This window comes from Streptomonospora wellingtoniae (genome assembly GCF_031845375.1).
Lineage (GTDB): Bacteria > Actinomycetota > Actinomycetes > Streptosporangiales > Streptosporangiaceae > Streptomonospora > Streptomonospora wellingtoniae.
The window spans coordinates 18,819-31,157 of record NZ_JAVREK010000012.1; the positions used below are offsets into that span (position 1 = coordinate 18,819).

Sequence of the window (12,339 nt, forward strand, 5' to 3'; positions counted from 1 at the left end):
GCGGCGCGGACGGGACGCCGCACCGCCCGCGCCCCCGTCCTCTGTGCGCCGCGAACCGTTTGCCGCGCACCTGTGCGGTCAGCTTCGCTGTAGAGCGAGAGAAGGAGCGAGATGGGACGCGGTGTCGCACACAAGCTGATCGAGTCGCACCTGGTCGAAGGAGAGATGGCCCCCGGTCGGCCCATCGCGCTGAGCGTCGACCAGACCCTCACCCAGGACGCGACGGGGACTCTGGTGATGCAGGAGCTGGAGGCGCTGGGGCTGGACCGGACACGGGCCGGGGTCAGCGTGCAGTACGTGGACCACAACCTGCTCCAGGCCGACGAGAAGAACGCCGAGGACCACGAGTTCCTGCAGTCGGCGGCCCGGCGCTACGGGCTGTGGTACTCCAAACCCGGCAACGGCGTCTCCCATCCCACGCACATGCAGCGCTTCGGCGTGCCCGGAAGGACGCTGGCCGGCTCCGACTCCCACACCTGCGCCGCGGGTTCGCTGGGCATGCTGGCGGTCGGCGTCGGCGGGCTGGAGGTGGCCATGGCGATCGCAGGCCGCCCCCTGCGCATCCGGGCGCCGCAGATCTGGGGCGTGCGGCTCACCGGCGAGCTGCCGGAGTGGACCTCGGCCAAGGACGTCATCCTGGAGATGCTGCGGCGGCACGGCGTCAAGGGCGGGCTGAACCGCATCATCGAGTACCACGGCCCGGGGCTCGACACGCTGTCGGCGATGGACCGCCATGTCATCGCGAACATGGGCGCTGAGCTGGGCGCCACCACCACCGTCTTCCCCTCCGACGGCGCGGTGCGCGACTTCCTGCGCGCGGAGGGGCGCGAGGGCGACTTCACCGAGCTGCTCGCCGATGCCGACACCGCCTACGACGTGGCCGACGAGATCGACCTGTCCTCGATCGAGCCGCTGATCGCCATGCCCTCGGCGCCCGACAAGGTGGTGCCGGTGCGCGAGGTGGCGGGCGCGAAGGTCGGCCAGGTCGTCATCGGCTCCTCGGCCAACCCCGGGCTGCGCGACTACGCCATCGCCGCCGCCATGGTGAAGGGCCGCCAGACCGACAGCACGGTGAGCTTCGACGTCAACCCCTCGTCGCGGCAGATCTTCGCGGACCTGACGAAGACGGGCGCGACCGTCGACCTGATCGGCGCCGGCGCCCGCATCCACCAGGCGGGCTGCCTGGGCTGCATCGGCATGGGCCAGGCGCCGGCGGTGGGCCGCAACTCGCTGCGCACCTTCCCCCGCAACTTCCCCGGCCGCTCGGGCACCAAGGAGGACTCGGTCTGGCTGTGCTCGCCGGAGACCGCGGCGGCCTCCGCGCTCGCCGGGGTGATCACCGACCCGCGCGACCTGGCCGAGCAACTGGGGATCGCCTATCCCGAGCTGCACCCGCCGGAGCGTTCCAGCGTCAACACGCGCATGCTGGTGCCCCCGCCGCCGCGGGAGGAGTCCCTGCGCACGGAGCTGGTCAAGGGACCCAACATCTCGGCGCTGCCGGACTTCCCGCCGCTGCCCGACCGCATTGAGGCGCCGGTGCTGCTCAAGGTCGGCGACGACGTGTCCACCGACGAGATCTCCCCGGCCGGCGCGGCGGCCCTGCCGTTCCGCTCCAACGTGCCCCGGCTGGCGGAGTTCACCTTCACCCGCATCGACGAGGACTATCCGAGGCGGGCGCACGACCTGGCCGACGGCCAGGGGCACTTCGTGATCGGGGGCGACAACTACGGCCAGGGCTCCTCGCGCGAGCACGCCGCCATCACCCCGCGATTCCTCGGGCTGCGCGCGGTGGTGGCCAAGTCCTTCGCCAGGATCCACTGGCAGAACCTCGCCAACTTCGGCGTGCTGGCGCTGGAGTTCACCGACCCGGCCGACTACGACCGCATCGCGTCGGGCGACGTGCTCCTCCTCGCCGGGCTCCGCGAGACCCTCCCCGCTGTGGGCGAGGTGGCCCTCCGGAACAAAACCAAGGGCGAGGAGTACGCCCTGCGCCACCGCCTGTCTGCGCCCCAGGTGGAGTCCGTCCTGGCCGGCGGGCAGATCCCGCTCCTCGCCCGGGAGCTGGAATGACAGCCATGGCCTGGGGCACCATCAGATCACCGTTGATCTTGTAGCTATCGTCACTGGAAATCGCTTTCCTTCACGATGGCTACAAGATCAACGGGGGTTGGGGCCCGCAGGCTCAACAGTCTGTCACGGGCGCTCGGCCGCGGAGAGGGCGTCGCGCGCGGCCTGGCGCAGGCGCTCGGCGTCCTCGGCGACCAGGGCGGCGCGGGTACGGCGCTCCAGGAGGTCCGCCTCGTCCAGGGCCCCTTCGTGGCGGACCGCCCAGCGGAGTTCGGCGGCGGTGACGCCGGCCGCGATCGGGGTCAGCAGGCCGGGCCGGCCGTCGGCCTCGGCGGCGACCGACGGGGCCTCGGCGCCGTAGCGGGCCCGTAGGCGGGCGGGGGCGTCGACGCCGCGCAGGAGGGCGGGGCCGGCGGCCCCCACCAGCGGCAGGCGGCGGGTGCGGCACGCCCCGGCGCGCAGCCCGGCGCGCTCGACCGCGGCGTCCACGGCCTCCTCGGCCATGCGCCGATAGGTGGTCAGCTTGCCGCCGACCGCGGTCAGCACGCCCTCGGGCGAGGCCACCACGGCGTGGCGCCGGGAGAGGTCCGCGCTGCGGCCGTCACCGGCGTCCAGCAGCGGACGCAGTCCGGCGAAGACGCCGGCGACGTCCCCTCGGCCCGGCGGCGCCGCCAGCACGCCGCCGAGCACCCGGAGCAGGAAGTCGACGTCGTGCTCGGGCACCGGGGGCACGTCGGGTGCGGGGCCGTCGAGGGGTTCGTCGGTGAGGCCGACGTAGACGCGGCCGTCCTGCTGGGGCAGCACGAGCGCGAAGCGGGTCGGGTCGCCGGGGACGGGGACGGTCACGGCGGCACGCAGACCGCCGAGGCGGCTCTCGGACAAGACCAGGTGCGTTCCCCGGCTGGGCCGCAGCCGCACCTGCGGCGCCAGCTCCTGGGCCCAGACGCCGGTGGCGTTGACCGTCGCGCGCGGCCGGACGTCCAGCGCCGCGCCGGTGAGCCGGTCGCGCAGCACCGCGCGGTCGCCGTGCAGCTCCTCGGCCCCGCAGCGGGTCAGCACCGCGGTGCCGTGGGCGGCGGCGGTGCGCGCCAGGCCGACCACCAGGCGGGCGTCGTCGACGAGCTGACCGTCGAAGGACAGCTGGCCGCCGCGCAGCCCGTCGGACCGCAGCCCGGGCGCGAGGTGGAGTGCGCGCCGCCGCGAGACGCCGCGGGAGGCGGGCAGCAGCGCGCCGCTGGTGCCGGCCGACAGGCGCAGGGCGTCGCCCATGAGCAGCCCGGTGCGGGTGGCGGCGGCCTGCGCGCGACTCACCCCGGCGTGCAGGGGCAGCAGCATCGGCAACGGCCGGACCAGGTGCGGCGCGGTGCGCGACATGAGGATGTGGCGCTCGCGCGCGCTCTCGCGGGCGATGCCGACCTGGCCGGTGGCGAGGTAGCGCAGGCCGCCGTGGACGAGCTTGGAACTCCACCGGCTGGTCCCGAACGCCAGGTCGTGCTTCTCGGCGAGCACCACCGAGAGCCCGCGCGAGGCCGCGTCGAGGGCGATGCCCGCTCCGGTGACACCGCCGCCGACGACCAGCAGGTCCACGCGGGGATCGCGCGCCAGGCGGTCGAGGTCCCGGGCCCGGCGGGCGGCGTTGAGGGAAGCGCCGGGGGCGGGGTCGGCGCTCATGCCTGCGCGCCTTGTCCGGTGCCCGCCGCCCGGCCGCGGTGCGCGTGGTCGGCGGCGCGCTCATCCTGCGGGCGCAGGTAGCTCTCGAGCATGCGGCGCACCTCCCGGGTGAGCCCGTCGAGGTCGAGGACGTCCTCCACCAGGCGCCAGGACTGGGCGGCGCTTTGAACCAGGAGCAGCACCATCCGGGCGAGCGCCGCGGGCTCGCCAGCGCGCACCGATCCGTCGTTCTGCCCGGCGCGGATCTGCTCCTCGACGAAGGCGAGCGCGTGGCGCTGGCTGGAGCCCAGGCGCTGGAAGGTGTAGGTCACCAGCGCCTCCGGCTCGGCGGTGAGGATGCGGGTCATCAGCGGGTGCGCGCGCAGGTCGGCGAGGACGCACGCCGCGCCCGCCACCAGGCGGGTGCGTCCGTCGGCGCCCTCGGCGGCGGCGCGCGGCGCGGCCGCCGCGACCACGGCGCGCATCTCGCGGGTCAGCAGGTCGCCGAGGAGGGTGTCGATGTCGCGCCAGCGCCGATAGACGGTCGGGCGGCTCACCCCCGCGCGGCGGGCGACGTCGGTGAGGGTCAGCCGCCGCAGGCCGAAGACGGCGACGGACTCGCGGGCCGCGTCGAGGAGGGTCTGGGCCAGCGGGTCGGCCGGCGACTCCGCTTCCTCCTCGTTACTAATTGACACCATATGGAAAACTGTAACGCATGACGGAACCCACCCGCCGCGTGGGCGAGCCCTCCTGGGACGCCTGGGGCGACCCCGCGCACGCCGTGTCGCTGACGGAGCCCCAGCGAGAGCTGATCGTTCGGGTGCTCGGCGCCGCGCCGGAGGACGCCCGCCGCCGCACGGCCGAATCCGACCTGCGCCCGCCGCCCGGCGCCCTCCCCGAGCCCGCCCGCGCGGCGCTGGCCGACGCCGTCGGCGCCGAACACGTGGACGCCGGAGCCTCCGCCCGGATCCGCCACGCCGGCGGCAAGAGCACCCCCGACCTGCTGCGCCGCCGCGCAGGCGACGTCGCCGACGCCCCCGACGCGGTGGTACTGCCGGCGGACCACGACGAGGTCGCCGCGGTGCTGGCCGTGTGCGCCGAGCACGGCGTGGCCGTGGTGCCCTTCGGCGGCGGCACCAGCGTCGTCGGCGGGGTCGAGCCGCTGCGCGGGGCCTTCACCGCCGCCGTGGCCCTGGACCTGCGGCGCCTGGACCGGCTCGTCGCCGTCGACGGCACGGCCGGCACCGCGACCCTGCAGGCGGGCCTGCGGACCCCCGAGGCCGAGGAACTATTGGGCGCGCACGGGCTGACGCTGGGGCACCAGCCGCAGAGCTACGAGTACGCCACCATCGGCGGCTACGCGGCCACCCGCTCCTGCGGCCAGTCCTCGTCGGGCTACGGGCGCTTCGACGACATGGTGGTCTCGCTGCGGGCCGCGACCCCGCGCGGCACGCTGGACCTGGGCCGCGCGCCCTCCTCGGCTGCCGGGCCGGACCTGCGTCGGCTGCTGCTGGGGTCGGAGGGCGCCTTCGGCGTGATCACCGAGGCGACCCTGCGCGTGCGCCCGGTGCCGGAGGCGCGGCACGACGAGGCGTGGGTCTTCCCCGACTTCGCCGCCGGCGCCGAGGCCCTGCGGGCGCTCGCCCAGAGCGGCGTGCGGCCCACGCTGGTGCGGCTCTCCGACGAGCAGGAGACCTTCGTCAACGCCCTCCTCGCCGACGAGGAGGCCGTCCCGGGATGCCTCGCCGTGATCACCCACGAGGGCGGCGCCGAGCAGGCGGCGGCGGTACGCACGCTGACCGCGCAGACTCTGCGGCGGGCCGGCGGCGACGAACTGGGCGCCGAGCCGGTCGCCCGGTGGCGCGGCGGCCGCTACCTCGCCCCCTATCTGCGCGACGCCCTGCTGGACGCCGGCGTGCTGGCCGAGACCCTGGAGACCGCCACCACCTGGTCCGGCCTGCACACGTTGCGCGAAGCGGTGATGGAAGCGCTGACCGGCGCGCTGGCGACCGGCGACGGCTCCGCGCCCCTCGTGCTCTGCCACGTGTCCCACGTCTATCCCGAGGGCGCGTCGCTGTACTTCACGGTCGCCGCGGCGGCGGGCCGGGATCCGCTGGGCCGCTGGCGCGCGGCCAAGTGCGCCGCCGGCGACGCGATCGCCGCATGCGGCGCGACCATCTCCCACCACCACGCGGTGGGCACGGACCACCGGCCGTGGATGGAGGCCGAAGTCGGACCCCTGGGCGTGCAGGTGTTGCGCGCGGTGAAGGACACCCTGGACCCGGTAGGGGTGCTCAATCCCGGCAAGCTCATCCCGGAGCGGTCGTGACCTCCGGCGCCGCCGGTGCGGCATCGGGAACCGTCACGCTGCTGGTCAACCCGGCGGCGGGCGGAAACGCCGGGGAGCGGATCGCGGCGCGGGCGGCGCGGCGGCTGCTTTCCCGGGGCGTCGAGGTCGATGTGGTCGCGGGGCGCGACGCCGCCGAGACGAGGGAGCGGGCCCGCGCCTGCGTCTCCGCCGGCGCCGACGTCCTGGCGGTGGCCGGGGGAGACGGCATGGTCCACCTCGCCCTGCAGGAGCTGGCCCGCACCTCCACCGCCCTGGCCGTACTGCCCAGCGGCACGGGCAACGACTTCGCCCGCGCACTGGGCATCCCCTCCGCGGACCCCGACGCCGCCGCCGACGTCGTCCTCGGCGGTGTGCGGCGCAGGATCGACCTGGGCCGCTGCTCGCCGCCCGCGGGCGGCGGCCGCCCGCTCTGGTTCGGCACCGTCCTGACCAGCGGGTTCGACTCCCTGGTCGTGGAGCGCACCGACCGTATGCGCTGGCCGCGCGGCCGTCTGCGCTACGCCGCCGCGGTCATGGCCGAGCTCGGCCGGCTGCGCCCGCTGCCGTTCACGATCGAGGCCGACGGACACGAGGAGCACCTTGAGGGGATGCTGGTGGCTGTGGGCAACACCGCCTTCTACGGCGGCGGCATGCGCATCTGCCCGCACGCCGACCCCGGCGACGGCAGACTCGCCGTCACGGCCGTGGGCCCGGCGACCGCCGGGCAGCTGCTGCGCGCGTTCCCGCGCATCTACCGGGGTACCCACGCGACCCACCCGCTCGTGCGCACCTTCCACGCCAACAGCGTGCGCCTGCACACCCCCGGCATGCGCGCCTACGCCGACGGAGAGCCCGCGGGCCCGCTCCCGCTCCACGCCGAAGCGGTCGCCGGGGCGGTCGAGGTACTGGTTCCGAGGTAGGCGGGGAGCGGGTGCGGACGGACGGCGGGGACGGCGGGGCCGCACGCCGTCGAACCCTGTGGCCGAGGGCTTCGCCGGCCCCTGCTCAGGTGCGAGGTGCGGCAGCGGCGGTGGGGCGTTGTCTGAGCAGGCGGGTCAGGAAGGCGGCGTAGGCCGCCAGCGAAACCAGCGCATAGGCGAAGGGCCCGCCGAATGCCGAGGACAGCGTCAGCGGAACGCCGGCAGCGAAGCCGAACAGGCTCAGCGCGACGAGCGCCGCCATCAGCGCCGTGTGGGTCCAGACCAGGCCCAGCAGCAGCCCTCGCGGAAGCGGCTTTCTATCGAAGGCCAGCGCGAGCGTCGCCAGCGCGAACCCGACCGCGGCCAGCGGTGGTAGGAGAATCCAGGCCAGCACACCCGAACCGGCCGGGACTCCGCCCGCAGTGGCGGCTCCGGCGACGAGGAGGTGCGCGGCGGCGAGCAGGCCCGCGGAGGCCGCTGCGGTACCGCCGAGGAGTCGGACGCCGCCCTTCACGCACTCGGCTTCGGACGCACCGTCCCTCACGTCGGCTCCCGAACCGTCGTCGCCCACGGCCACCCTCCCCTGGTCGGTCTCCCCTGAATGCCGGTGTCAACGCAACCACGTCGGGGCGGTCGCCGCCTCCCGCGCACGAGGGAGACGCTTACGCCTCCCGGGGGGCCGGCGCCGACGATCACCTCCATCGCCGCCCGCCCCGCAAATCGGCCGCCCGCACCCGCGCCCCGCCTCACTGCACCGGCAGCACCACGCTGAACACGGTGCCTCGGCCCGGTTGGGAGTCGACGCCGATCACGCCGTCGTGGGCTGCCACGAACGCGGCGCTGATGGGCAGTCCCAGCCCCGCTCCCCCGCGCGAGCGCGACTCGTCCACCCGGTAGAACCTGTCGAAGACATGCGCCAACTGCTCGGCGGGGATGCCCGGCCCTTCGTCGCGCACCTCGACGACGGCGGCCTCCGCCATGTCCGCGGGCAGCTCGCCGATCGAAGCGGCGGTCCGCGGCTGCGCGGCGGCGGCCGCGCCGACGCTGATGCGCACCGGGGTGCCGGGCGGCGTATGCTCGACGGCGTTGCCCACGAGGTTCTCCAGCACCTGGCGCAACCGGTCGGCGTCGCCGACCGTGTGCACCGCGGAGGGTGCCGCCACCTCGACCGGGGTCTGCGGTGCGCGCGCCCGTACACCCGCCGCCACCTGCTCGGCGATCTCCCCCAGTTCGACGCCGGTGCGGTCGAGCAGCGGCGCCTCATCGAAGCGGGCGAGCAGCAGCAGGTCGTCGACCAGGCCCGCCATGCGCCCGGCCTCGTCCTCGATCCGCGACATCCACCGGTCCGCCTTCGCGTCCTCGGCCACCACGCCGCGGTCCCTGCCCTGCCGGTACAGCTCGGCGAACCCGCGGATGGACGACAGCGGCGTGCGCAGCTCATGGGAGGCGTCGGCGACGAAGCGCTGCGTCACCGCCACCGACCGGTCCCGCTCCCGGACCGCCCGCGCCAGACCGGACAGCATCACGTTCAGCGCCGCACCCAGCCGCCCCGTCTCGGTTGCGGGGTCCTGGTCGGGGATGCGGCGGTCCAGGTCGCCGGCCGCGATGGCCTGGGCGGTCGACTCGATCGCGTGCAGCGGGCGCAGTCCCAGGCGCACCGTCGCCACTGCGGCGAAGCCCAGCAGGCCCAGCAGGGCGGCTCCCACACCCGCCTCGATCGCCAGGAGCTGGGTCACGGTGCCGTCCACGCCGGCGAGCGACTGCGCGGCCACCCGCACCTTCCCGTCCTCTCCGGATTCGGTCACCACGCGCCACCGGCCGCCGCCGGACTCGCCGGGGACGGTGAACGGCCGACCGGCGAGGTCGCGCATCCTCTCCACACCGACACCGCCGAGGTCAGGCAGCGAGGCGTCCGAACCGGTCTGCCCGACCACGGAAGCGACGTCGCCGTCCGCGTCGACGGTGAGCGTCCGCAGATCGGTGGGGAAGGGCGGCGGAGGGCCGCCGCCCCGCCCATCGCCCCGCCCTTCGCCTGCGCCCTCTCCCCCGCCCCTCTCGTGCGGCGGGGCGCCGCCCTGCGGGCCGTCCAGGATGGTGTGCAGGCGCGTGTCGACCTCGTTCAGCAGGTGGCGGTGGAGCAGTGTCGCGCCCGCGCCCCCGAACACGACCAGGCACACCGTGGTCAGGCACACCACCACCAGGCTCAGCCGTGCGCCCAGCGCCCTGGGCACCGGCCGCCGCGAGCGGAGGCTCATCGGCGGTCCTGGGCGCCGATGCGCAGTGTGTAGCCGACGCCCCATACCGTGTGGATCAGCGGGATACGCCCGGTGTCGATCTTGCGCCTCAGGTAGCTGATGTAGGTCTCCACCACCCGGGTGTCGCCGGCTTCGCCGCCCCAGACGCGGTCGAGGATCTGGGGCTTGCTGACGATGCGGCCCGCGTTGACCATGAGGTAGCGCAGCAGCGCCAGTTCCGTGCGCGACAGCGGGACGGGCGTGCCGCCGCGGCGGGCCTCGTGGGCGTCCTCGCACAGTTCGAGGTCGGCGTAGCGCAGCTGCACCTCCTCGTCGGGCGGCTGGACGCCGGTGCGGCGCAGGATCGCCTGCAGGCGCAGCAGCACCTCGTCGAGGCTGAACGGCTTGGTCACGTAGTCGTCGGCGCCGGCCCGCAGGCCGGCCACGCGGTCCCCGACCGAGCCGCGCGCGGTCAGCAGGAGCACCGGCAGGCCGGGCAGCACCCCGCGCAGGTCGGCGACGAGGTCGAGCCCGCTGCGACCGGGGAGCATGATGTCGACCACGGCGATGTCGGGCGTGAATGCGGCGAGCCCGGCCACGGCGGTGTCCGCGTCGGCGGCGCCGCGGGCGGTGTAGCCGCTGAGTTCCAGCGAGGCGGTCAGCAGCTCCCGGATGTTCGGGTCGTCCTCGACGAGCAGGACCTGCTCCTGGGTGGCGGCCTGTGCGCTCTCGGAGTGCTCGGCGCGCATCGCCGTCACCGTCCCGTCCGTCCTCGTCCCCGCTCGCGTCCCGGTCACGTTCGCCAGCACGCGGCGCCCCTTCCCCTGCGCCCCCAGCGGGCAGCACTCGCGTGAGAATAGGCGGCGAACGCTAGAGAGCGGTGAGAACACGACCGGACGCGGTTTGGAGCAGGCACGGCGGCTATCCGACACTCGCCCGCCCAGCCCGGCAGCAGAGCGCCTCCGCGCGCCTTACCAGCTGGTCGGGCGCGCGGAGGCGGTGGCGGCGGATTCTTCGGGCGCCGGCGCAAGGGTGGCGCGCCCGCGCGGGACCGGTCTCCGCCCCGGCCGCTCCGTGTATCCGGCCGGGGCGGAGGGTCCGGCCTACCGCGCCCCGCCCGGGCGGAGCAGCCCGGAGGGTACGGCCTCGGCCACGGCTGCCGTGCCCGCGTCTCGCCGGGGTGCCTATCCCCTGGTCGCCGGGCGGACGAACCGCCAGCCCTGGGACTGCAGTTCGGGGACGACGCGGTCGACGGCCTCGATCGTCTGACTGCGGTCGCCGCCGCCGTCGTGGAGAAGGACCACCGACTGCCGCGTGATGCCCTGCCGCAGCCGGTCCGCCAGCACCTGGGTGCCTGGCGTGTTCCAGTCCTCGACGGCAAGACTCCAGCCCAGCGGCTGCATTCCCATTTCCGCGGCGACCTGCGGGCTCTGGCCCCAAGAACCGTAGGGCGCGCGGAAGTAGGGGATGTCGGCCGAGGGAACCGCGTCATGGATCGCCTGGTTCGTCGCCTCCAGATCGGCGGCGACGCTGCTCCAGGACTGCGAGGCGAGATCGGCGTGGTACATCGAGTGGTTGCAGAGTGTGTGGCCCGCGTCGGCGATCTGGCGGACGAGGTCGGGGTGCTGCTGCGCGTGCTGGCCCCACAGGCAGAACACGGCCTTGACGTCGTGCCGGCGCAGCACGTCGAGCAGTCGGGGCGTCTCACCCGGGTTGGGGCCGTCGTCGAAGGTGAGGGCGACCGATTGGCCGGGCACCCCTGTCTGGGTGACGACCTCGGGCGTGGCGGTGCCCTTGGCGCCCGCTGCGGGATGATAGCGATTGTCCTGTGGCGCGGCGTGCGCCGGAGCGGCGGCGGCGAAGACGGTGAGGCCGATGGTCAGCAGCGTCGCGACGACGCGGCCCCGCTTGGGGGATGTTCCGTCACTCACGCGAGACTCCTAGCGTGTCATTTTCCGGAATCTTCCGGAATATAATCGCAACATAAAGAGCCGAGTGCGCGATGTCAACGTCCCACGGCGAGAACCGCCGCAGGCGGTCGCGGATCCCCCCTCACCGCGCCGGCGCGCCCGGCACGGCAGCGGTGCTGTCGCGTACGACGAGCTCGGTGGCCAGCTCCACACGCGGGCTCTCGATGGACTCGCCGCCCACCAGCCGGTGCACTGTGCGCACGGCGAGTCGGCCCATCTCGGCCAGCGGCTGGCGCACCGTGGTCAGCGGGGGCGAGGCCCAGCGCGCCTCGGGGAGGTCGTCGAACCCGATCACGCTGACGTCGGCGGGTACGCGCAGGCCGCGCCGGCGCAGCGCTTCGTAGACGCCGAGCGTCATCTGGTCGCTTGCGGAGAACACCGCGGTCGGCGGCTCGGCCAGGCCGAACAGGTGCTCGCCGGCCCGGAACCCGGACTCGTAGTCGAACTCGCCCGGCACGACCAAGTCGTCGTCGACGTCCAGCCCGGCGGTCTCCAGCCCCGCCCGGTAGCCGTCGAGGCGGGCGCGGCTGCACCACAGCTCGGGCCGACCGGCGACGAACGCGATGCGCCGGTGCCCCAGGCTGATCAGGTAGTCGGTGGCGCTGAGCCCGCCCGCCCAGTTGGTGGCGCCGATCGTGGGCACCGCGAGGTCGGGCACGCCCACCGGGTCGATCACCACCGAGGGCATGTGCAGGTCTTCCAGCTCCGCGCGCAGCGAGGAGTCCAGGTCGGTGGTGACGAGCACGGCGCCGTCGCTGGTGCGTGAGCGGACGTTCTGCAGCCACTGGCGCGTCGAGCTGGCGCGGCGGTGGATCGCCGAGACGACGATGCCGCTGCCCACCGCGTGGGCGGCGTCCTCGACACCGCGGATGATCTCCACCGCCCACGGGCTGTCCAGGTCGTTGAAGACCAGGTCCAGCAGCCCGACCATCTCACCCCCGCGGCTGCCCCGGCGGCGGTAGCCGCGGGCCCGCAGCAAGGACTCGATGCGCTCGCGGGTGGCGGGCGCTACGTCGCCCCTGCCGTTGAGGACGCGCGAGACGGTCGGCGCGGAGACGCCGGCCTCCTCGGCGATTGCGGAGATCGTCACGGCTGGGGTCGGGGTATCGGCCACTGCTCCTCCTTCGTACCTACCCAGAGTACGGACGTCGCGGGCGGAGGCGGTCGGG

At 74.7% G+C, this 12,339-nt stretch carries 10 protein-coding genes; 3 read left to right on the forward strand and 7 right to left on the reverse strand.

Annotated features, from left to right (window positions below; genetic code table 11):
- Positions 1-111: 111 nt before the first annotated feature.
- Positions 112-2,070, forward strand: a complete 1,959-nt coding sequence (locus RM446_RS13050; protein WP_311545532.1) for an aconitate hydratase — start codon at positions 112-114, stop codon at positions 2,068-2,070.
- A gap of 123 nt (positions 2,071-2,193) precedes the next feature.
- Here RM446_RS13050 and RM446_RS13055 read toward each other — a convergent pair whose 3' ends face one another.
- Together RM446_RS13055 and RM446_RS13060 are read right to left on the reverse strand one after the other, a co-directional pair.
- A complete protein-coding gene (locus tag RM446_RS13055; RefSeq protein ID WP_311545533.1) occupies positions 2,194-3,738 on the reverse strand; it encodes a glycerol-3-phosphate dehydrogenase/oxidase in 1,545 nt (514 codons plus the stop codon).
- Entirely contained in the window at positions 3,735-4,415 is a 681-nt protein-coding gene (locus RM446_RS13060; RefSeq protein ID WP_311545534.1) for a TetR/AcrR family transcriptional regulator, read from the reverse strand. Before RM446_RS13060 ends, RM446_RS13055 begins: the two co-directional genes overlap by 4 nt.
- A 17-nt stretch (positions 4,416-4,432) precedes the next feature.
- Between RM446_RS13060 and RM446_RS13065 the strand changes: the two genes are divergently transcribed.
- On the forward strand, positions 4,433-6,046 hold the full coding sequence (locus tag RM446_RS13065; RefSeq protein WP_311545535.1) for an FAD-binding oxidoreductase: 1,614 nt from the start codon (positions 4,433-4,435) through the stop codon (positions 6,044-6,046).
- Positions 6,043-6,966, forward strand: a complete 924-nt coding sequence (locus RM446_RS13070) for a diacylglycerol kinase (RefSeq protein ID WP_311545536.1) — start codon at positions 6,043-6,045, stop codon at positions 6,964-6,966. The genes RM446_RS13065 and RM446_RS13070 overlap by 4 nt, the downstream gene beginning before the upstream one ends.
- Before the next feature lie 85 nt (positions 6,967-7,051).
- Here the strand turns inward: RM446_RS13070 and RM446_RS13075 are convergent, their stop codons facing one another.
- From RM446_RS13075 to RM446_RS13095, 5 genes are all read right to left on the reverse strand, one after another.
- Complete coding sequence (locus RM446_RS13075; RefSeq protein ID WP_311545537.1) at positions 7,052-7,537, reverse strand: hypothetical protein; 486 nt, start codon at positions 7,535-7,537, stop codon at positions 7,052-7,054.
- Between the two features lie 175 nt (positions 7,538-7,712).
- The gene (locus RM446_RS13080) at positions 7,713-9,221 is read right to left on the reverse strand and encodes a sensor histidine kinase (protein WP_311545538.1); all 1,509 of its coding nucleotides are present in this window, start codon (positions 9,219-9,221) and stop codon (positions 7,713-7,715) included.
- Positions 9,218-9,949 carry a response regulator transcription factor gene (locus RM446_RS13085; protein WP_311545630.1) on the reverse strand — a complete coding sequence of 244 codons (732 nt, stop codon included), beginning with the start codon at positions 9,947-9,949 and terminating at the stop codon, positions 9,218-9,220. The genes RM446_RS13080 and RM446_RS13085 overlap by 4 nt, the downstream gene beginning before the upstream one ends.
- A gap of 435 nt (positions 9,950-10,384) precedes the next feature.
- Positions 10,385-11,131, reverse strand: coding sequence for a polysaccharide deacetylase family protein (locus tag RM446_RS13090; RefSeq protein WP_311545539.1), 747 nt, complete (start codon positions 11,129-11,131; stop codon positions 10,385-10,387).
- A gap of 121 nt (positions 11,132-11,252) precedes the next feature.
- Positions 11,253-12,284 (reverse strand): LacI family DNA-binding transcriptional regulator, encoded by a 1,032-nt coding sequence (locus RM446_RS13095; RefSeq protein ID WP_311545540.1) that lies wholly within the window; start codon positions 12,282-12,284, stop codon positions 11,253-11,255.
- Positions 12,285-12,339: the final 55 nt, after the last annotated feature.

Bases quoted from the DNA above. Each gene is read 5' to 3' on its own strand.
- RM446_RS13050 (WP_311545532.1), top strand. From the start codon at position 112: ATGGGACGCGGTGTCGCACACAAGCTGATCGAGTCGCACCTGGTCGAA.
- RM446_RS13055 (WP_311545533.1), bottom strand. From the start codon at position 3,738: ATGAGCGCCGACCCCGCCCCCGGCGCTTCCCTCAACGCCGCCCGCCGG.
- RM446_RS13060 (WP_311545534.1), bottom strand. From the start codon at position 4,415: ATGGTGTCAATTAGTAACGAGGAGGAAGCGGAGTCGCCGGCCGACCCG.
- RM446_RS13065 (WP_311545535.1), top strand. From the start codon at position 4,433: ATGACGGAACCCACCCGCCGCGTGGGCGAGCCCTCCTGGGACGCCTGG.
- RM446_RS13080 (WP_311545538.1), bottom strand. From the start codon at position 9,221: ATGAGCCTCCGCTCGCGGCGGCCGGTGCCCAGGGCGCTGGGCGCACGG.
- RM446_RS13085 (WP_311545630.1), bottom strand. From the start codon at position 9,949: ATGCGCGCCGAGCACTCCGAGAGCGCACAGGCCGCCACCCAGGAGCAG.